The sequence below is a fragment of the Kitasatospora sp. NPDC001225 genome (assembly GCF_053597855.1).
This window is the reverse complement of record NZ_JBSFJC010000109.1, coordinates 1-19,015: the sequence shown is the minus strand read 5'-3', so window position 1 is coordinate 19,015 and position 19,015 is coordinate 1. Positions and strand designations below refer to the sequence as shown.

19 protein-coding genes are annotated in these 19,015 nt (G+C 74.6%); 9 read left to right on the top strand and 10 right to left on the bottom strand.

Annotated features, from left to right (window positions below):
- Positions 1-35: 35 nt before the first annotated feature.
- Entirely contained in the window at positions 36-209 is a 174-nt protein-coding gene (locus tag ACWDCZ_RS29550; RefSeq protein WP_449817417.1) for a CsbD family protein, read from the bottom strand.
- Positions 210-340: 131 nt separating this feature from the next.
- A complete protein-coding gene (locus ACWDCZ_RS29545) occupies positions 341-979 on the bottom strand; it encodes an SRPBCC family protein (protein ID WP_449817416.1) in 639 nt (212 codons plus the stop codon).
- 177 nt (positions 980-1,156) lie between these two features.
- Between ACWDCZ_RS29545 and ACWDCZ_RS29540 the strand changes: the two genes are divergently transcribed.
- The 3 genes from ACWDCZ_RS29540 (at position 1,157) to ACWDCZ_RS29530 (ending at position 3,916) form a co-directional block, all read left to right on the top strand.
- Positions 1,157-1,819 (top strand): TetR/AcrR family transcriptional regulator, encoded by a 663-nt coding sequence (locus ACWDCZ_RS29540; protein WP_449817415.1) that lies wholly within the window; start codon positions 1,157-1,159, stop codon positions 1,817-1,819.
- A gap of 250 nt (positions 1,820-2,069) precedes the next feature.
- Complete coding sequence (locus ACWDCZ_RS29535) at positions 2,070-3,593, top strand: threonine/serine ThrE exporter family protein (RefSeq protein ID WP_449817414.1); 1,524 nt, start codon at positions 2,070-2,072, stop codon at positions 3,591-3,593.
- A 167-nt stretch (positions 3,594-3,760) separates the two neighbouring features.
- Positions 3,761-3,916 (top strand): DUF6131 family protein, encoded by a 156-nt coding sequence (locus ACWDCZ_RS29530; protein ID WP_143204583.1) that lies wholly within the window; start codon positions 3,761-3,763, stop codon positions 3,914-3,916.
- Positions 3,917-3,991: 75 nt separating this feature from the next.
- Here ACWDCZ_RS29530 and ACWDCZ_RS29525 read toward each other — a convergent pair whose 3' ends face one another.
- Positions 3,992-4,333, bottom strand: a complete 342-nt coding sequence (locus ACWDCZ_RS29525) for a hypothetical protein (protein WP_049660132.1) — start codon at positions 4,331-4,333, stop codon at positions 3,992-3,994.
- Positions 4,334-4,562: 229 nt separating this feature from the next.
- Between ACWDCZ_RS29525 and ACWDCZ_RS29520 the strand changes: the two genes are divergently transcribed.
- The 3 genes from ACWDCZ_RS29520 (at position 4,563) to ctaF (ending at position 7,524) form a co-directional block, all read left to right on the top strand.
- Complete coding sequence (locus tag ACWDCZ_RS29520; RefSeq protein ID WP_387824617.1) at positions 4,563-5,204, top strand: L-threonylcarbamoyladenylate synthase; 642 nt, start codon at positions 4,563-4,565, stop codon at positions 5,202-5,204.
- Positions 5,205-5,416: 212 nt separating this feature from the next.
- Positions 5,417-7,132 (top strand): aa3-type cytochrome oxidase subunit I, encoded by a 1,716-nt coding sequence (gene ctaD, locus ACWDCZ_RS29515; protein ID WP_449817413.1) that lies wholly within the window; start codon positions 5,417-5,419, stop codon positions 7,130-7,132.
- Complete coding sequence (gene ctaF, locus ACWDCZ_RS29510; protein WP_449817412.1) at positions 7,129-7,524, top strand: aa3-type cytochrome oxidase subunit IV; 396 nt, start codon at positions 7,129-7,131, stop codon at positions 7,522-7,524. Before ctaD ends, ctaF begins: the two co-directional genes overlap by 4 nt.
- Here the strand turns inward: ctaF and qcrB are convergent.
- Positions 7,490-9,199 carry a cytochrome bc1 complex cytochrome b subunit gene (gene qcrB / locus ACWDCZ_RS29505; protein ID WP_449817411.1) on the bottom strand — a complete coding sequence of 570 codons (1,710 nt, stop codon included), beginning with the start codon at positions 9,197-9,199 and terminating at the stop codon, positions 7,490-7,492. The genes ctaF and qcrB overlap by 35 nt on opposite strands.
- A gap of 360 nt (positions 9,200-9,559) precedes the next feature.
- Here qcrB and ACWDCZ_RS29500 point away from each other — a divergent pair, with 360 nt between their 5' ends.
- The gene (locus tag ACWDCZ_RS29500) at positions 9,560-10,759 is read left to right on the top strand and encodes an enoyl-[acyl-carrier-protein] reductase FabV (protein WP_449817410.1); all 1,200 of its coding nucleotides are present in this window, start codon (positions 9,560-9,562) and stop codon (positions 10,757-10,759) included.
- A gap of 41 nt (positions 10,760-10,800) precedes the next feature.
- On the opposite strand, the gene ACWDCZ_RS29495 is transcribed toward ACWDCZ_RS29500, so the two are convergent.
- The 6 genes from ACWDCZ_RS29495 to ACWDCZ_RS29470 form a co-directional block, all read right to left on the bottom strand.
- Entirely contained in the window at positions 10,801-11,250 is a 450-nt protein-coding gene (locus ACWDCZ_RS29495; RefSeq protein WP_049659418.1) for a MarR family winged helix-turn-helix transcriptional regulator, read from the bottom strand.
- Complete coding sequence (locus ACWDCZ_RS29490; protein ID WP_449817421.1) at positions 11,247-13,049, bottom strand: MFS transporter; 1,803 nt, start codon at positions 13,047-13,049, stop codon at positions 11,247-11,249. The genes ACWDCZ_RS29495 and ACWDCZ_RS29490 overlap by 4 nt, the downstream gene beginning before the upstream one ends.
- A 224-nt stretch (positions 13,050-13,273) precedes the next feature.
- Positions 13,274-13,861 (bottom strand): hypothetical protein, encoded by a 588-nt coding sequence (locus ACWDCZ_RS29485; RefSeq protein WP_449817409.1) that lies wholly within the window; start codon positions 13,859-13,861, stop codon positions 13,274-13,276.
- Between the two features lie 149 nt (positions 13,862-14,010).
- On the bottom strand, positions 14,011-15,219 hold the full coding sequence (locus ACWDCZ_RS29480) for an NAD(P)/FAD-dependent oxidoreductase (protein WP_449817408.1): 1,209 nt from the start codon (positions 15,217-15,219) through the stop codon (positions 14,011-14,013).
- Positions 15,216-15,413 carry a ferredoxin gene (locus tag ACWDCZ_RS29475; RefSeq protein ID WP_049654383.1) on the bottom strand — a complete coding sequence of 66 codons (198 nt, stop codon included), beginning with the start codon at positions 15,411-15,413 and terminating at the stop codon, positions 15,216-15,218. Before ACWDCZ_RS29475 ends, ACWDCZ_RS29480 begins: the two co-directional genes overlap by 4 nt.
- A 94-nt stretch (positions 15,414-15,507) precedes the next feature.
- Positions 15,508-16,707: a cytochrome P450 gene (locus ACWDCZ_RS29470; protein ID WP_387824635.1), complete on the bottom strand. Its 1,200-nt coding sequence runs from the start codon at positions 16,705-16,707 to the stop codon at positions 15,508-15,510.
- A 190-nt stretch (positions 16,708-16,897) separates the two neighbouring features.
- Here ACWDCZ_RS29470 and ACWDCZ_RS29465 point away from each other — a divergent pair, with 190 nt between their 5' ends.
- Entirely contained in the window at positions 16,898-17,503 is a 606-nt protein-coding gene (locus ACWDCZ_RS29465) for a MarR family winged helix-turn-helix transcriptional regulator (protein WP_449817407.1), read from the top strand.
- A gap of 31 nt (positions 17,504-17,534) precedes the next feature.
- Positions 17,535-19,015 (top strand): PTS transporter subunit EIIC (locus ACWDCZ_RS29460; protein ID WP_449817406.1); only part of this gene is annotated, 1,481 nt, incomplete at its 3' end.

Genomic DNA, 19,015 nt, shown 5'->3' with positions numbered 1-19,015 from the left:
CCGGCGGCCGTCCGGGGACGGCCGCCGGGTGCCGGTCAGTGACTGCCCGCGTCCTTGACCTTCTCCACGGCCTGTTTCAGGTCGCTCTTCGCCTGCTCGGCCTTGCCCTTGAGCTCGGTCGAACGGTCGCCGGTGGCCTTCCCGGCCGCTTCCTTGGCCTTGCCGCCGGCCTTCTCCGCCATGTTGCGCAGCTTCTCCTCGGTACCCACGGCGGGTGCCTCCTCTCGTCGACGGGGCGAAGGTCCGCCCCGGGCGGCGTCTGCCCGGGGCGCGGGCTTCCATGCGCAAGGCCCGCGAGTCGGTCCGTCGGGACAGGTCCGGCGAGTCGGTCCGGCCGGTCCTACCGGGTGCGGGCCTCGGCGGCGGTCTTCAGGTCGTGCAGCCAGCCTTCGAGGCCCTGGCGGAGGATGTCGGTGGCGGCGGGGACGTTCGCGTCGACCTGGGGGCCGGTGTGGGTCTCCTCGGTGCGCACCAGGACGCCGCCGGGGACCTCGGTGAAGTTCCACACGTGGACGCCGTCGATCCGCAGCCCGGTCGCGACCGCCGGGCCGGTCCAGCGGATGCAGGCGCCGGGCCGCAGCTGCCGGACGGTGGAGGTGATCTCCAGGACGGGGTCGGCCGAGGCGGGGTTCGGGGGCAGCGGGGTGGTCCAGTGGAACGCCGACCCCGGGCGCAGCGGGCCGCCGTCGAGGCGCTCGGCGCTCCACACCGGCGCCTGCCAGTCGGGCCAGCGCGCCACGTCGGTCTGGAGCCGCCAGACCGTCCACAGCGGTGCGTGGATCACAGTCTCGGTCCGGTAGCGGACGCGGGCGTCGGGGTCGACGCCCGCCCCGCCGCAGGTGAGCGAGGAGCCGGGGCGGTGGGCGGTGGTGGCCCCGGCCGGCGCGGCGGCGGCGCCGAGCAGCCCGAGGGCGAGCGGGAGGGTCAGCAGGGCGGTGCGGATGCCGGTGCCGCGGGTGGAGCTGCGCGTGGCGGACATGGAACTCCCCATTCACTGGTCGGCCGTCGGGACGGCTCGGACGCCTTGCGAGCTAGATGCTCACGCCTTCGTTAGAAGTTGTAACTCCGCGAGGGCCGGGGTGTCAACAGGTTCCGTGATACCTTCTAACGGAAGCGTGAATATGTAGTCGGGCGATGCGGGGAGCGGGCGAAGGCCATGGCGAGGACGGGCGCGGACACCCCGCGCGAGCGCTACCGGGCCCAGGTGCGCGAAGAGGTCAAGGCGCACGCCTGGGAGCAGATCGCCACGGCCGGTGCCTCGGCGCTCTCCGTCAACGCGATCGCCAAGCGGATGGGCATGAGCGGCCCCGCGCTCTACCGCTACTTCGCCGGCCGCGACGAGCTGATCACCGAGCTCGTCCGGGACGCGTACCGCAGCCTCGCCGACACCCTCGGCGCGGCCGCCGCCGAGGGCGCCGACCTGGCCGGGCTCGCCCACGCCCTGCGCGACTGGGCGCTGGCCGACCCCCAGCGGTACTTCCTGATCTACGGCACCCCCGTGCCCGGCTACCGCGCGCCCGAGGACACCACCGCCATCGCCGACGAGGTCATGCGGACCCTGGTCGACGCCTGCGCGGCGCTCGCCCCGGCCGGAGCGGACACCCCGGCGGCGCCGTTCACCACCCACCTGCTGGGCCACCGGGACTGGGCGGGCGAGCAGCCGGCCCCGCCCGAGGTGCTCCACCGCTTCCTGGCCTTCTGGACCCGCCTGCACGGCGTGCTGTCACTCGAGCTCGCCGGACACTTCACCGGCATGGGCTTCCGGCCCGGGCTGCTCTTCGAGGCCGAGCTGGCGAGCCTGCTGACGCCGCGGTTCTGACCCGGCCGCCTCCCGGTCGCCGCCTGTCCGCCGTCGTCGCGCGGCCACGCCCCGTCGGTGCCACCGGGGCCCCGGCGCCCGGCCGGCCCCAGCCCCCGAGGTCGGCACGCGCGGGGCGCTGGGGCGTGTACGGCCGGTCGTGCTCCGGTTCGTACGGGTGTGCCGGGTGTGGCGCGTTCGCCGCAGCGTCACTCCGGGTAGTTGAAGGGCTGCACGGTGTTGGCGGAGGGGGTGGGGTCAGGGAGTCGCGATGACGGAACACGAGCAGCTCGGTGCGCCCGCCGGCCCGGAAGGACACCCCACCCGGCCCGAACGGGTGCCGCCCCAGGCCCCCGCGTCCGGGAAGCGCGGGGCGGGCGCCCGCCCCGGCCCGGACGGTGACGGCACCGCGGTCCCCTGGCCCGACCTGATGCTGCCGCTGCTGCGCACCCCCACGGCCGACCGCCGGCCCGCGCCGGAGGGGGCCGGCGCGGACCCGCCGACGGGCGTCGAGCCGGCCCGGGTGCTGGACCTCGCGCTGCTGGTCGGCGAGCTGCTGCTGGCCAGCGGCGAGGCGGCGGAGGACGTCGAGGCCGCGATGCTCGCCGTCGCCCACGCCTACCGGGTCCAGCCCTGCGACCCGCAGGTGACCTTCACCCGGGTGGCGATCTCCTACCAGCCCGGCCCGTCGGAGCCCTCGCTGACCGCCGAGTGCTCGGTGCGCCGCCCGGCCGTCGACTACGCGCGGCTGGCCCTGGTGTTCCGGCTGGTCACCGAGATCGCCGTGGGCGGGATGGCCGTCCCCGAGGCGCACGGCCGCCTGGTGGCGGCCCGCCGGCGCCGCCGCCGGTACTCCGGCCGGCTGTTCGTGCTCTCCTGCGGCGGGATGGCCGGGGCCGCCACGCTGCTGATCGGCGGCCGGGCCGACGCCCGGGCCTGGCTGGTGTTCGCCAGCGCCGTCGTCGCCGCGCTGGTGGGCGAGCGCTTCTCGGCCCTGGTGGCGCGCCACGACCTCCCGGCGTTCTACCAGTTCGTGGTGGCGGCGGTGCCCGCCGCCGTGATCGGCATCCTGCTCTCGTTCAACGGTCTGCACCTGCGCGGATCGGTGGTGATCACCGGCGGGCTGTTCGCGGTGCTGCCGGGGTGGCCCATGGTGGCGGCGGCCCAGGACGGTCTGGCGGGCTTCTACCTCACCGCCGCCGCCCGGTTGCTCGAAGCGCTCTACCTGATGACCGGCGTGGTGGTCGGGGTGATGACGGTGCTCTACGTCGGCGTCAACAACGGTGCCGACCTCGCCGCCCAGGACGTCCCGCCCGGGGCGGTCAACCCCCCGCTGCAGCTCGCCGCCGCGGTGCTGCTCACCCTGGCGTTCGCGGTGCTGCTGAACACCGAGCCGGCCACGCTGCCGGCGGTCCTGCTGAACAGCGCGGCCGGCTGGACCACGTACGGGGTGCTGGTGAACGCGGGCGGCGAGCCGATCCTGGCCACCGGTCTGGCCGCCGGGCTGGTGGGCCTGTCCGGCCAGCTCATGGCGCGCTGCCGGGGCAGCTCTGCGCTGCCGCACATCACCGCCGCCCTGGGGCCGCTGCTGCCCGGCTCGGTGCTGTACTTCGGGATGCTGGCCTTCGTCCGGGGCGAGCCCGAGATCGGGCTGAGCGGCATCGGGCGGGCCGCCGCCATGGCGATGGCCCTCGCCATCGGCGTCAACCTGGGCCGCGAGCTGGCCCGGCTCTTCCTGCCCGCGCCCCGGGTGGCCGCCCCGCCCCGCCGGCAGGTCGGCCGCCACCGGCGCTGACGGGGGAGCGGCGGGGCGGTTTGCCCGAGCCGAGGCGCGGTAGACGCGGGGGGTGTGGAGACGGGCCGGGCAGGACAGGCCCCGATCCCCGGGGACGACCGCTGCGGCCGGTTCGGGCCGACCGGGCCGCCCCCGCCGACAGCCACCCACCAACTCGGGAGACCCTCGTGATACTCCTCGGCGTCATCCTGCTCATCATCGGCTTCGTCACCGGAATCTCGATCCTGTGGACCATCGGCATCGTGCTGGCCGTGGTCGGCCTGGTCCTGTGGCTCGCCGGAACGCTCGGGCACGCCGTCGGCGGCCGCCGCCACTACTACTGACCGGGACTGCGCCCTGTTCACCGCCGTGCGCCACCCGTTCGACGCCCCGGGCCCGCCGGGCTCGGGGACGGTCGTTCAGGGACGGTCCTCGTGCAGCCCGCAGAGCCAGGCCAGTGCCCGGTGGACGCCGAGGACGTAGGTGTGGTCCGCCCCCTGGGTGCGGACGAGGTGGAGGCGGACGGCGGCGGCCTGGCACTCGGCCAGCAGCTGGGCGAGGCACGGGCCGATGGAGCCGGCCGTGGCGGCGGCGGTGACCGGGGCCGCGACCTGGGCCCCGGCGGCCCACCGGTAGGCGCCGAGCACGCCGTGCTCGAAGCCGGTCCAGGGCCGGGGCCGCCGGTTGACCTTGTCGATCGCGGCGAACACCTCGTCCAGCGGACGCACTCCCACGGCCGGGACCGTCTCGTCACTGGTCATGTGCGCAACCTACGTCCGCCCGCCACCGGCCGCCCCCGGGGAAGGCGGCCCGGTACGGCAGCACTGTCCCGAGCCACCCGGGCGGCCGAGGAGCCCCGCACACCGCGACCCCGGGGCGTGGCCGGGCGGCGGGAGCGGGACGGGTAGGCTGACCAGGTCGTGTCCGGCCGGAGAGGTGGCCGGGCCGGAGGAACGGGGCGGGCCGGCGGCCCGCCGGTGGAGACCCCTGATGACTCGTCGTTTTGACTGCTCGGACCCGTCGGAGCGCGCGGCCGGGCTGCGCGAGGCCGTGGCCGCGGTGCGCCGCGGTGAACTCGTCGTCCTGCCCACGGACACCGTGTACGGCGTGGGCGCGGACGCCTTCGCACCGCAGGCCGTCGACCGCCTGCTGCGCGCCAAGGGCCGGGGACGGAACATGCCCTCGCCGGTGCTGGTCGGCTCCCCGGAGGCGCTGGACGGGCTGGTCGAGGTGACGGAGCGCGCGCGGGACCTGGTCAAGGAGTTCTGGCCGGGCGGGCTGACCGTGGTCGCCCGCCACCTGGACTCGGTCGAGCTGGACCTCGGCGAGACCAACGGGACGGTCGCGGTGCGGATGCCCGCGCACCCGGTCGCCATCGAACTGCTCAACGCCACCGGGCCGTTGGCCGTCTCCAGCGCGAACCTGACCGGGCACGACTCGCCGCAGGACTGCGACGCCGCCCAGGGCATGCTCGGCGACTCGGTGGCCGTCTACCTCGACGGGGGCCCGACCGCGGCCGCCGTGCCCTCCTCGATCGTGGACATCACCGGCGAGGTGCCGGTCCTGCTGCGGGCGGGCGCGATCGGCGCCGAGCGCCTGCGCGAGGTGGTCCCCGACCTGCGGGAGCGCTGAGCCCGGCCCCCCGGAGCCCCGGCCCGCGTAAGCGAAGCCCCGGTCCGCGGGAGCGCCGCGCCCGGTCGACGGGCCGTACCGCGTGGCGCCCCGGCGGCCCGGGCCGCCGCCGCTAGGGTCGGCGATGGCGTGCGAGGGCGGGCCCTCCGCCGGGCCGGGGAGGGGGTCGGCGCCGCGACCGGGGGCGTCACCGGCTCCGCTGCGGAGGTTCCATGAACGCTTCGTCCACCGCGCCGCCCCCTGCGCGGGACCGCACCCGGGTGAGGGTCCGGCAGGGCAGCACGCTGCTGCGCTGGCTGTTCACCACGGATCACAAGGTCATCGGGAACCTCTACCTGGCGACGGCCTTCGGCTTCTTCCTGGTCGGGGGCGTGCTCGCGCTGCTGATGCGGGCCCAGCTGCTGGGGCCGGACACCGGGCTGGTGTCGAACGAGCGGTACAACCAGCTGTTCACCATGCACGGCACGATCATGCTGCTGCTGTTCGCCACCCCGACCTTCGCCGGGTTCGCCAACGCGATCATGCCCCTGCAGATCGGCTCGCCGGACGTCGCCTTCCCCCGGCTGAACGCCTTCACCTACTGGGCGTTCCTGCTGGGCGGGCTGACGGTGCTGAGCGGCTTCCTCACCACCGGGGGCGCGCCCTCCTTCGGCTGGTTCGCCTACGCGCCGCTGAACGGCCCGCTGTTCTCGCCGGGGGCGGGCGGGGACCTGTGGGCGTTCGGCCTGGTGGTGGCCGGCCTCGGCACCATCCTGGGCGCGGTCAACTTCATCACCACCATCACCTGCCTGCGGGCGCCGGGCATGACGCTGTTCCGGATGCCGGTCTTCACCTGGAACGTGCTGTTCACCTCGGTCATGGTGCTGCTGGCCTTCCCGGTGCTGACCGCCGCGCTGCTCTGCCTGGAGGCGGACCGCAAGTTCGGCGCGCACGCCTTCGACGCGGCGAACGGCGGGGCGCTGCTGTGGCAGCACCTGTTCTGGTTCTTCGGCCACCCGGAGGTGTACATCGTCGCGCTGCCGTTCTTCGGCGTCATCAGCGAGATCATCCCGGTGTTCAGCCGCAAACCGCTGTTCGGCTACCACGGGATGGTCGGCGCGACCATCGCCATCACGGCGCTGTCCATGTCGGTGTGGGCGCACCACATGTTCGCCACCGGCCAGGTGCTGCTGCCCTTCTTCGCGATGATGTCCTTCCTCATCGCGGTGCCCACCGGGGTGAAGTTCTTCAACTGGGTCGGGACGATGTGGAACGGCTCGCTCTCCTTCGAGACCCCGATGCTCTGGTCGGTCGGCTTCCTGGTGACCTTCCTGTTCGGCGGGTTGAGCGGGGTGCTGCTGGCGGCGCCGCCGATCGACTTCCACGTCACCGACAGCTACTTCGTGGTGGCCCACCTGCACTACGTGCTGTTCGGGACGGTCGTCTTCGCCACCTTCGCGGGCTTCTACTTCTGGTGGCCGAAGCTCACCGGGAAGATGCTCGACGAGAAGCTGGGGAAGGCGCACTTCTGGATCCTGTTCACCGGGTTCCAGACCACCTTCCTGGTGATGCACTGGCTGGGCGCCCAGGGGATGCCGCGCCGCTACGCGAGCTACCTGGCGGTGGACGACTTCACGGCCCTGAACGTGTGCGCCTCGATCGGCTCGTTCCTGCTCGGGGTCTCCAACCTGCCGTTCTTCTACAACGTCTGGCGGACCACCAGGTACGGCGAGAAGGTCGCCGAGGACGACCCGTGGGGCTGGGGCCGGTCGCTGGAGTGGGCCACCTCCAGCCCGCCGCCGCCGCACAACTTCCACGCGCTGCCCCGGATCCGCTCCGAGTCGCCGGCCTTCGACCTGCACCACCCGGAGGTGTCCGCGGCGGAGTCGCCGACCGGTGACTCCGGTGTGCCGTACGGCCGTACCGGCGGACGGGGGAGCGGGCGGTGAAGGCGGAGGGGTGGCTGTTCGCGGTGATGACCGCGTTCTTCGCGGTGACCGGGCTGGTCTACGGCCTCTGGGCCCGGGAGCCGGCCGGCAAGGCGATCCTGACGGTGGCGTTCCTGATGTCCGGTATGGTCGCGCTGTTCTGGTTCGTCCAGTACCGGCGGTCGGGCGGCGGCCGGGCGCAGGACCGCGAGGAGGCCGAGATCGCGGAGGCCGCCGGGCCGGTGGGGTTCTTCCCGGCCCGCAGCGGCTACCCGGTCCTCGCGGCGGTCGGTGTGACGGTCTTCGCCCTGGGGCTGGTGTTCGCCCGCTGGCTGATCGTCGTCGGCGCCCTGGTGCTCGCGCTCGCCGTCGCCGGCTTCATCTTCCAGTACCGCGACCACGGCGCGGGCTGAGCCGGCGCAGCAGCCGCCGGAGCGGGCCGCCCGGGCCCGCCCCGGGCACCGGGACGGCCGGGGGAGCGGGGTGGGACGGGGCGGTGAGGACGGCCGCCATCCGCTCCGACTCCCGCGCGGTGGCGGGCAGTTCGACCCGGTCGCGGTGGAACCAGGAGCTCGCGGCGGCGCGCACCCGCTCGTGCCGCGGCGCCCCCTGCGGGGCGGTGACCGGCTCGGCCGCGGCGCGCGCCAGCAGCACGTACCGCTCGGCCTCGGGCAGCGGGCGGTGGTGGCCGGAGAAGCCGCCGTCGTGGGCCTGGTCGATCCGGCCGGTCTCGTCGCCGTCCAGCAGCCGGTCGCGGTCCCGGGCCTGGAGGGCCAGGCAGAGGCGCCGGGTGAGCAGGAAGACCACCGGCGGCAGCACGACCAGCGCCGTCCGCAGCACCACGGTGAGCGCGTTGACGTCGAGCCCGAAGGTGTACGCGATCACGTCGTTGCCGCCGGCGACCAGCAGCACCGCGTAGACGGTGATCCCGGCGGTGCCCAGCGCGGTGCGGGTGGGCCTGTTGCGCGGGCGGTCGCACAGGTGGTGCTCGCCGGTGCCGGGGTCGAGCCACCGTTCCACGAAGGGGTAGGCGTACAGCGCCGCGAACAGCAGGCCGGGCACCACCAGGGCGGGCAGCAGCACGTTCCAGGACAGGGTGTGCCCGAGCACCCTGGTCTCCGCGGCCGGCATCAGCCGCAGCGCCCCCTCGATGAAGCCGATGTACCAGTCGGGCTGCGCGCCCGTGCCGACCACGTCGGGGCGGTAGGAGCCGTACCGCCAGACCGGGTTGACCTCGGCGAGGAACGCCGAGAGCGCCATCACGCCGCCCACCGCGAACAGCAGGCCCGTCGTGCGGGTCAGGAACTGGGGGAAGAACGGCATCCCCACCACGTTGCGGTTGGTACGGCCGGGGGCGGCCCAGTGGGTGTGCTTCAGCACCACCACCAGCGTCAGGTGCGCCCCGACCAGGGCCAGCAGCAGGCCGGGGACCAGCAGGACGTGCACGGTGAACAGCCGGGGGATGACGTCGTGCCCGGGGAACTCGCCGCCGAAGGCGAACAGGGTGAGGTACGTGCCGACCAGCGGCACCGAGAGCAGCACGCCCTCGGCGATCCGCAGGCCGGTGCCGGAGAGGGTGTCGTCGGGCAGCGAGTAGCCGGAGAACCCCTCCAGCAGCGCGAGGTTGAACAGCGTCACCCCGATCACCCAGTTGAGCTCGCGCGGGCGGCGGAACGCCCCGGTGAAGAACACCCGCAGCAGGTGCGCGCCGATCGCCGAGGCGAACAACAGGGCTGACCAGTGGTGGATCTGACGGATCAGCAGTCCGCCCCGCACCTCGAAGCTGATCCGCAGGGTCGACGCGTACGCCTCGGACACCCGGACGCCGTCGAGCGGCAGGTAGGCGCCCTGGTAGACGACCTCGTTCATGCTCGGCCGGAAGAAGAAGGTCAGGTAGACGCCGGTCAGCAGCAGCACCACGAAGCTGTACAGCGCGAGTTCGCCGAGCAGGAACGACCAGTGGTCCGGGAAGACCTTGCGCAGCAGCTCCCGGCCCGCCTCCGTGACCGGAAGCCGCCCGTCCAGGCGGGCCGTGAGGCGCTCGCCGGCGGACGGCTGGTGCCCGTTCGAAGCCCTGGTTTCGTCCACGGCAGGAACCTAGTGGGCCGTACGGCGCGCGGGGCGGCCGAGCGCGGTCGGCGGCGGCAGAGCACTCCAACGGCGGAACGGGCGGCCGTTGCGGTGAGCCGCCCGGGACAGCAGCACGGCCGGCACGGTGCGACCGGGGAACGTCACCGACCGGAGGGACCTCGTGGAGATCGACCGGAGGGACCTCGTGGACCGCCCAGCGGGATAGCCCACGCGGACGCCCGCCGCAATGACGACCCCCGACAACCGCGGGCCGCAACTTCCGTGACGGCATGGCAAGGGCGGCGCCCGCCGGCGCGGATAGGCTCCGGACGACCGACACCTTGATCACGATCTCCGGATCGGAGAGGGCGCCACCGCGTGAGCATCCAGCAGATCACCCCCAAGCAGCGGGGCTACCTGATCGTCAACTCCCACCCGGCCGGCAGCGAGGCCACCGTCGACCGCCAGTGGCGGCGCATCGAGCCCGCGGCCGCGACCGGCCGGGCCCCGGTCGTCCTGGTCCTCGGCGCCAGCGCCGGGTACGGCCAGGCGATCCTGCTCGCCGGGCTGCGCCGCCACGGCGTCCGCGGGATCGGCGTCGCCTACGAGGGCGCCGCCACCGAGCGGCGCACCGCCACCGCCGGCTGGTACCGCACCGCCGCGACCTCCGCCCTGGCCGAGGGCAGCGGGGGAGACGTCACCTTCCTCAACGCCGACGCCTACGCCGACGCCACCCGCGCCGAGGTGCTCAAGCTGCTCGCCGAGCGGTACGGCCCGGTCGACCACCTCGTCTACTCGCTGGCCTCGCCCCGGCGCACCGACCCGGCCACCGGCGAGGTCCACCACTCGGTGATCAAGCCGATCGGCTCCCCGTACACCTCGCCGTCCCTGCTCTTCGACGACGGGGCCCCGCAGGTCGGCACCGTCGACCTCGCCCCGGCCGACGAGGCCGAGCGGGCGGCGACCGTCAAGGTGATGGGCGGCGAGGACTGGGGGCTGTGGGTGCGGGCGCTGGCCGAGGCGGACCTGCTCGCCCCCGGCTTCACCACCGTGGCCCTGTCCTACGTCGGTTCCGAGATCACCGCGCCGGTCTACCGGCAGGGCACGATCGGCGCCGCCAAGGAGCACCTGGAGGCCACCGCCCGGGAGCTGCAGACCGGGGTGCTCGCCGACCGCGGCCGGGCGTTCACCGTCGTCGCCGGCGCGGCCGTCACCCAGGCGTCCACCGCCATCCCCTCCATCGCCCTCTACACCTCGCTGCTGCGCAACGTCCTCGGCGAGGACGGCTGGCGCACGACCGACGACCAGGCCGTGGACCTGTGGGAGCAGCTGACCGGCGCGAAGGAGCCCGCCCTGGACGACCGGGGCCGCATCCGCCTGGACGGCTGGGAGCTCGACCCCGCCGTGCAGGACCGGGTGCGGGAGCTGTGGGCCGACCCGGCGGCCGCGCTGGCCGCCGACCCGGCCGGGGCCGCCTGGTTCTACAACCAGTTCCGGCAGCTGTACGGCTGGGACGTCCCCGACGTCGACTACACCGTCGGGGTGGAGACCTCGGTGCCCTGGCCGGGGCAGCGGTAGCGGTCCTGCCGTCGGCGGACCGGGGCCGTCACGGACCCGGGTCAGGGGGTGCCGGGTTCGTCGAGCAGCAGCTCCAGGAGGGGCAGCGCCGCCTCCAGGGCGCGGCACTGCTCGGGGCTGAGCCGGGCGCTGCGGCGGGCCAGCAGGGCGGTGCGCTCGCGGCGGATCCGGGCCAGCGTCTCCAGCCCGAGCGGGGTGGGGGCGAGCAGCTGGGAGCGTCCGTCCTGCGGGTCGGGGGTCTTGGCGACCAGCCCGTCGGCGACCAGCGGGGTGACCGTACGGACCATGGACGGCACCGCTACGCCCTCGCGTGCGGCGAGTTCGCCGAGCCGCAGCGGCCCGTGCTGCTCCACCCGGGCCAGGGCGGAGAGCTGGGCGGCGGTGAGGTCCTGGTCGCCGGAGGCGCGGACCAGCTGGCGGTTGAGCCGGCCGATCGCCAGCCGGAGCCGGACGACGGCCTCGGCGGACAGGCCGCCGCCGTCCGCGCTCACGGCCCGGGCTCCTTCGTCGGCGGGGCGGCGGGCCGCGCGGGGGCGGGCGCGGTGGTGGCCGGCCGCCCGGCCGTCGGCGCGGCACCGGAGGGTGAGGCACCGGACGGTACGGAGCCGGACGGTGCGGAGGCCGGACGCGCGGCGGCGGGCCGGGTCCGCTCGCGCACCAGCGAGGCGGCCGCGGCGACCAGCGACATCGCGATCGCCAGCCAGAACACCACCACCAGCCCGTCGTGGAAGGGCCCCGAGATCAGCTGGGGGAAGAACTCCCGACCGGTCAGCGTCCGGACGTTGTCCGCCGGCAGTTGCCCGAGCACCTGCGGGCCCAGCAGCTGCTGGATCGGGTTGTACCCGAGGAAGGCGGCGAACAGGGTGCCCACCGGCGGCAGCGAGGCGATGGCGTGCGCGTCGGCGGCGGGCACGCCCTGGGCGGTCAGTCCGGCGGTGAGCGTGTGCGGCAGCGAGCCCGCCAGGCCGGCCACCATCAGGGAGAAGAAGACGCCGATCGACAGCACCATGCCGGCGTTCTGGAAGGTGGCCCGCATGCCGGAGGCCGCGCCGCGGGCGGCGGCCGGCACGCTGGACATGATCAGCGAGGTGTTGGGGGCGGCGAACAGGCCGCCGCCCAGGCCGTTGACGAACACCAGCAGGGCGAACCACGGGTAGCCGAAGTCGGTGGGCAGCAGGAGCAGCCCGGCGAAGGACAGGGCCATCACCACCAGTCCGCCGGCGGCGAAGAGCCGGGCCCCGGCGCGGTCGGACAGGTAGCCGGCGACCGGTCCGGCGGCCAGGAAGCCGACGGTCAGCGGGACGAGGTAGATCCCGGCCCACAGGGGGGTGTCGGCGTAGTCGTAGCCGTGCAGCGGCAGCCAGATGCCCTGCAGCCAGATGATCAGCATGAACTGCAGCCCGCCGCGGGCGATCGAGCCCAGCAGGGTGGCCGCGTTGCCGCCCGCGAAGACCGGGTCGCGGAAGAGCGAGAGCGGGAACATCGGCTCGGCGGTGCGGGACTCGACCAGGCAGAAGACGGCGAGCAGGGCCACCCCGCCGAACAGTCCGGCCAGCACCCAGGGGTTGGTCCAGCCCATGGTGTGGCCGCCGTACGGCTGGATGCCGTAGGTGATCGCGGCGAGCAGGGCGGTCAGGCCGACGCCGAAGGTGATGTTGCCCCACCAGTCGATCCTGGCGGGCTTGCGTACCCCGGTCTCGCGCAGCGAGCGGTAGGCCCAGACCGTGCCGAGGATGCCGATCGGCACATTGACCCAGAAGATCGACCGCCAGTTCCACTCGGCCAGCAGCCCGCCCAGGACCAGGCCGATGAAGGACCCGGCGATGCCCGCGACGATGTTCACCCCCAGGGCCGTGCCGCGTTGGCGGGCCGGGAAGGCGTCGGTGATGATCGCCGCCGAGTTGGCCATCAGCATCGACCCGCCGACCGCCTGCACGACCCGCCAGCCGATCAGCCACAGGGCCCCGGGCCCGCCGTGCAGCGGGTCGAGGGAGAGTGCCACCGAGGTGAGGGTGAAGATCAGGAAGCCCGCGTTGTAGATCCGCACCCGGCCGTGGATGTCGCCCAGTCTGCCGAGGGTGACCACCAGCACGGCGGTGACCAGCATGTAGCCCATCAGCATCCACAGCAGGTAGCTGACGTTGCCGGGGCGGAGCGGGTCCAGGCCGATGCCGTTGAAGATCGCGGGCAGCGAGATCAGCACGATCGAGGCGTTGACGGTGGCGATCAGGGTGCCGAGCGTGGTGTTGGACAGCGCCACCCACTTGTACCGGGGGTGCTCCGGTGCCACACCGTGGCCGGCCGGGTGCGGCCGCCCCGTCCTGCCGCCGTCGGAGAGTCGTGTCGCCACCGCTGCCTCCTGCTGGCCGGCCGGCGGGTCGGCGTGGGGAATTCGATAGCTTCCGCCAACTAACGATAGTCCGGCGGATGTTCGACCGGTAGACCCGGCCGGGGCACGGGGAGCGCGGGAGCTGACCCGGGGCGGCGCGCCGCCCGTCCGCCCTCCGTCACCCCTCAGCCCTCGACGGACCGGGAGGGTCCCCGGCGGCCGCCCCGGTCCAGCAGTCGGACGGCGAGCGCGGCCAGCAGCGCGGCGGCCAGCGCGTACACGGGCAGCCAGAGCGTGGTCGTCGCGGACAGGCAGTCGGCGACGGCGTGCCGGGCCTGTTCCCCCTGGGCGGCGGCGAGCGCGGCGCCGTCCCGGGCGGCCAGGTCGCCGAGGGAGGCCTGGGCCTGCAGCCGGGTGTAGTCGCCCAGGAGAGGGCAGTCGCGGCGGGTGCCCGGCATCGGGAACAGCCAGGACCAGCGCTGCATCGCCGGGGCCAGGGCGAGGGCCACGCACAGTCCGATGACGAGCGTGTAGGCGGCCAGGCTTCGGGCGTAGCCGGCCCCGGTGTCGGTCGCGCGGCTCGGCGGGCGGGTGGAGGAGAGGACCACCGCGAGGAGGGTCAGTCCGAGGTAGGTGGAGAACCACTGCCAGGAGCCGGAGGAGAGCGAGAAGGCGAGGACGGCGGCCAGCGCGGTGCCCAGGACCCCGGCCCGTGAGGTCACCCCCGGGGCGGGGGCGGACCCCCGGGCGGCTCGGTGGCTGCGGTCGTCCATGCGTTCTCTCCCCTGGCCGGCGGCGGGCCACCAGTCTCCGGGCGGGGCCGTGTTGGGGCCTTCGCACCATGCCGGTCCGCCCGCCGCCTCGCCCGGTTGGCGGGCGGGGACGGCGGGCGGCACTGGCAGGGCTACGGCGGTGGGGCGGCTCAGGCCTGCTCGGACTGCTCGGGCGGCCACGGGCCGTGCGCCGCGACCTGGGCGCGCAGCCCGCGCAGCGCCCGGGCGGAGGCGATCCCGACCGCGCCGGTGACCAGGCCGTCCCGGACGCAGACGGCGGCGAAGCGGTGCTCCGCCAGGCTGCCGTCGACCACCTCGAACCGCTCGGCGCCGCCGGGCCGGCCGAACACCTGGACCCGCAGCCCGTACTGGTCGGTCCACAGGTACGGGACCGGCCGGTAGGCCTGCCGTTCGCCGTCCGGGCCGGCCAGCAGGTTCCGGGCCGCGTGCATGGCCTGCTCGGTGGCATTGGTGCGCTGTTCGAGGCGGTGGTGGCGGCCGGTGCGCGGGTCGGGCCAGGAGGCGGCGTCCCCGGCCGCCCAGACGCCGGGGCCGGCGGCGCAGTAGGCGTCGCAGACCACGCCGTCGTCCAGCGGGACGCCGCTGCCGGCCAGCCACTCGGTGGCCGGTTCGGAGCCGACGGCCATCAGCACGGCGTCGGCGGCCAGTTCGGAGCCGTCGGCGAGCCGGACGCCGACGGCCCGGCCGCGCCGTTCGAGCAGTCCGGTGGCCACGCCCCGGTGCAGCCGCACCCCGTGCTCGCGGTGCAGGCCGGCCAGCAGCGCGGCCGTCTCGCTGCCCAGGACGGCGGCCAGCGGCGTGGCGGTGGAGGTCAGCCAGGTCACCTCGGCGCCGAGCCCGACGGCGGTGGCCGCCGCCTCGGCGCCGAGCAGCCCGCCGCCGACCACCAACAGCCGTACGCCCGCGCGCAGTTCCTCGCGCAGGGCGAGGGCGTCGGCGAGGGTGCGCAGCACGTGCGCCCCGGGCCGGGGAGCGTCGGCGCCCGGGAGCCGGCGCGGTCGGACCCCGGTGGCCACGATGACGGCCTCACAGCGCACCCGTCCGCCGTCGGAGAGCCGGACGGTCCGCTCCCGGCGGTCCAGCCGCTCGGCCCGGACCCCGAGGCGCAGGTCGAGCCGGAGCTCCTCCAGCGCCTCGGGGCCGCGCAGGGCCAGGCGGTCGGGCTGCCACTCCCCGCCGAGCAGGTGCTTGGACAGCGGCGGCCGGTCGTACGGCGGTTCGGGCTCGGCCCCGATCAGGGTGAGGCGGCCGTCGTAGCCGGCCCGGCGCAGCGCCTCGGCGGCGTGCAGCCCGGCCGCGCCGGCGCCGACCACGGCCACGTCCCGCAGTGCGGTCACGCCTGGTCCAGGGTGATGGCCGAGGCCGGGCAGACCGCGGCGGCGTCCCGGACGGCCTGGTGGAGTTCGGCGGGCGGTCGGGCGTCGAGCAGGACGACGATGCCGTCCTCGTCGCGCTGGTCGAAGACGTCGGGGGCGGCGAGCACGCAGTGCCCGGCGCCGCAGCACTTCTCCTGGTCGATCCGGACGAGCATGGTCTTCCTTTCGGAACGGGCGCCCCGGCGGTGTGGACTCCGGTGCGGGGCAGGTGGGTTGGTGTGGTTCCGGGGGCTCCCGGGGGAGCCCGGGTCACCAGGCGATCGGCAGCTCGTGGACGCCGTAGATGAGCATCTCGCCGCGGAAGCGGACCTCCTCGAACGGTACGGTCAGGCGCAGTCCGGGCAGTCTGCGCAGGATGGTGGCCAGCGCGATCTGCAACTCCAGCCGGGCGAGCGGCTGTCCCAGGCACTGGTGGGCGCCGAAGCCGAAGGCCAGGTGGCGGCGGGCGTCGCGGGTCAGGTCGAGCTCGTCGCCGTCGGGGAACTCCCGCTCGTCCCGGTTGGCGGTGTTGACCATGCAGATGACGCCCTCGCCCGCCGCGATCCGCACGTCGCCCAGGTCGACGTCCTCGGTGGCGACCCGGGTCACGCCGGAGTGCACGATGGTCAGGTAGCGCAGCAGCTCCTCGACCGCGCCGGGCACGGACTCGGGGTGCTCGCGCAGGTGGGCGAGCTGGTCGGGGTTGCGCAGCAGGGCGAGCACGGAGAGCGCGGTCATGTTCGCCGTGGTCTCGTGTCCGGCGATCAGCAGCAGCCGGCCCATGTCGCCGATCTGCTGGGTGCTCAGCTCGCCGCGCTCCACCAGGCGGCTGAGGATGCCGTCGTCGGGGTGGGTGCGCTTGGTCTCGGTGAGCCCGATCAGGTAGTCGACCAGCTTGGCCTGGGCGTCGGCGACGTCCTCGGCGGCGGAGTCGCGGCGCAGCAGGACGCGGCTGCACTCCTGGAAGAAGTCGTGGTCCTGGTAGGGGACGCCGAGCAGCAGGCAGATGACCAGGGACGGCAGCGGCAGGGCGAACTCGTGGACGAGGTCGGCGCCGGAGCGTCCGTCGGTCATGCGGTCCAGCAGGTCGTCGGCGATCCGCTGGATCTCCGGGCGCAGCGCCTCGACCTTCTTGATCATGAACTCGCCGGTCAGCATCCGGCGGAAGTGGGTGTGCTCCGGGGCGTCCATCCGGATGATGGTCGGCCGCCCGGTGTTCAGCTGCCGGGCGCCCGCGCTGATGAACGGGTAGCCGGGCCGGGTGGAGTCGGAGCTGAACCGGGCGTCGGAGAGGACGGCCTTGACGTCCTCGTGGCGGGTGACCAGCCAGCTGGTGGAGCCGTCCCACAGGGTGACGCGGCTGACCGGCTCCTCCTGCCGGGCCTGCTCGTACGCGGGCGGCGGGGCGAACGGGCAGGTGCCGCGGGCGGCGGGGTGGGTGAAACGGGGGGTCTTCTCGGCGGTGGCCATCGGTGGATCCCCTTCCGGGAGTCGAGCCGTGGGCACCTAGTTACGTGCCCAAAGCAACTAACTGAAAGTCACGCTAACTCGCGTTCCGTGGTGGCGAAAGGGCGGATCGGGTGACGGCCGAAACTGTCCGAAACCCGGCGCCGGCTCCCCGTCCCGGCCGCCGCCCGGACCGGATCGCTACAGTTCCCCCATGTCGGACGAAGAAGACGCCGAAGACGACCGGACCACCGCCTGCCGGCCGCAGGGCCCGAACGGCCTGGACGGCCTGGAGGACGTCCTGGCCACCCTGGCCTACCTGCTGACACGGTCACAGGAGCACGAGCGCCGCACCGCCAAGGCCGGCATCACCGCCGCCCGCTCGGACGTCTACCTGCTGCGCGCGCTCGCCGAGCGCGCGGAGGCCAGCCGGGTGAGCGACCTGGCCGACCGCCTGATGGTCAAGCCCTCCCACGTCACCCGCCAGATCGACCGCCTCCAGGGCCAGCAGCTGGTGGAACGCAGCCAGGACGCGCAGGACCGGCGGGCCCGCCAGGTGGCCATCACCCCCGGCGGGCGGGAAGTGCTGGACCGCCTGAAACAGGCCAACATCATCGGCCTCGCCGACGCGCTGGACGGCATCCCCGAGGCGGACGTCGTCACCACCGCCACCGTGCTGCGCCACCTCATCGACCGGTACGTGCACCGGGTGCGCGCCACGGGAGCCGACGACGACCCGCTCCCGGACCGGACGGACGGCGCCGCCGGCGCACCGGCTCCGGCCACGGGGCCCAGAACGGCCGCGTACCAAGGCGGTTGAGCCGGGGGAGCGCCCGGGTACGTCCTCCGGCATGTCGGACGAGAAGAACCGCGCCGTGGCCGAGGCGATCCTCCCGCTGGTCGGCGGCGCCGCCAACATCCGCTCGGTCGCCCACTGCATGACCCGGCTGCGGCTGGGCCTGGCGGACCGCGCCCTGGTCGACACCGAGGCGCTCCGGGCGCTGCCGGAGGTCCTGGGCACGGTCGAGGACGACACCTACCAGATCGTGCTCGGGCCCGCCGCCGTCGCCGGGGTCACCGAGCGGCTGCGCCGGCTCCTGGAGCCCCCCGGCCCGGCGGCCTCCCCCACCGCCGAGGACCTCGCCGGGCGCGGCGAGCGCATCCGGGCCCAGGGCCGGGTGCGCAACGCCACCCCGGTGAAGCTGGCGCTGCGCCGGATCGCGAACATCTTCGTCCCGCTGATCCCCGCCCTGATCGGCTGCGGGATCGTCGCCGGCCTCTCCGGGGCGCTCGCCAACCTCGGCTGGGCACCGGCGCTGGTCACCGCCCTGGGCCCGGTCTCCTCCGGGTTCATGTCGCTGATCGCGGTCTTCGTCGGCTACAACACCGCGAAGGAGTTCGGCGGCACGCCCGTGCTCGGCGGCGCGGTGGCCAGCGTGATCGTCTACGCCGGGGTCGCCAAGGTGGAGGCCTTCGGCCACCACCTCACGCCCGGCCAGGGCGGCGTGGTCGGCGCACTCGGCGCCGCACTGCTGGCCGTCCACCTGGAGCGCTGGACCCGTCGCCTGGTGCCCGCAGCCCTGGACGTCCTGGTCACCCCCACCGTCACCGTCCTGCTCGGCGGGCTGGCCGCGCTGTTCGGCCTGATGTACCTCGCCGGGGAGGTCTCCACGGCCATCGGCCACGCCGCCACCTGGCTGCTCGCCCACGGCGGCCTGCTCGCCGGACTCGTGCTCGGCGGCCTCTTCCTGCCGCTGGTGATGCTCGGCCTGCACCAGGCGCTGATCCCGATCCACACCACCCTGATCCAGCAGCAGGGCTCCACCGTCCTGCTGCCGATCCTCGCCATGGCCGGCGCCGGACAGGTCGGCTGCGCGGTGGCGGTCTACCTGAGGCTGCGCCACAACGCCTCGATCCGGGCCACCATCAGGTCCGCGCTCCCGGCCGGCCTGCTCGGCGTCGGCGAGCCCCTGGTCTACGGCGTCACCCTGCCGCTGGGGCGCCCCTTCGTCACCGCCTGCGTCGGCGGCGCGGCCGGCGGCGCCTTCATCGGGGTGGCCGGACAGCTCGGCGACGCCGTCGGTTCCACCGCCATCGGCCCCTCCGGCTGGGCCCTCTTCCCGCTCCTGGCCGGCCCGCACGGGCTCCTCGCGAGCGCGGCCGTCTACGGCGGCGGGCTGCTGACCGGCTACCTCGCGGGCTTCCTCGCCACCTGGTTCTTCGGCTTCACCCGCGAGACCCTCGCCGAGTACAACGCCGTTGCCCCGGAGAAGTCGGGCAGCAGGACGTCGGCCTTCCGGTCGCCGTCGATGTCGCCCATGATCGGGTCACC

Bases quoted from the DNA above. Each gene is read 5' to 3' on its own strand.
- ACWDCZ_RS29545 (WP_449817416.1), bottom strand. From the start codon at position 979: ATGTCCGCCACGCGCAGCTCCACCCGCGGCACCGGCATCCGCACCGCC.
- ACWDCZ_RS29540 (WP_449817415.1), top strand. From the start codon at position 1,157: ATGGCGAGGACGGGCGCGGACACCCCGCGCGAGCGCTACCGGGCCCAG.
- ACWDCZ_RS29535 (WP_449817414.1), top strand. From the start codon at position 2,070: ATGACGGAACACGAGCAGCTCGGTGCGCCCGCCGGCCCGGAAGGACAC.
- ACWDCZ_RS29525 (WP_049660132.1), bottom strand. From the start codon at position 4,333: ATGACCAGTGACGAGACGGTCCCGGCCGTGGGAGTGCGTCCGCTGGAC.
- ACWDCZ_RS29520 (WP_387824617.1), top strand. From the start codon at position 4,563: ATGACTCGTCGTTTTGACTGCTCGGACCCGTCGGAGCGCGCGGCCGGG.
- ctaD (WP_449817413.1), top strand. From the start codon at position 5,417: ATGAACGCTTCGTCCACCGCGCCGCCCCCTGCGCGGGACCGCACCCGG.
- ACWDCZ_RS29485 (WP_449817409.1), bottom strand. From the start codon at position 13,861: ATGGACGACCGCAGCCACCGAGCCGCCCGGGGGTCCGCCCCCGCCCCG.
- ACWDCZ_RS29475 (WP_049654383.1), bottom strand. From the start codon at position 15,413: ATGCTCGTCCGGATCGACCAGGAGAAGTGCTGCGGCGCCGGGCACTGC.
- ACWDCZ_RS29470 (WP_387824635.1), bottom strand. From the start codon at position 16,707: ATGGCCACCGCCGAGAAGACCCCCCGTTTCACCCACCCCGCCGCCCGC.
- ACWDCZ_RS29465 (WP_449817407.1), top strand. From the start codon at position 16,898: ATGTCGGACGAAGAAGACGCCGAAGACGACCGGACCACCGCCTGCCGG.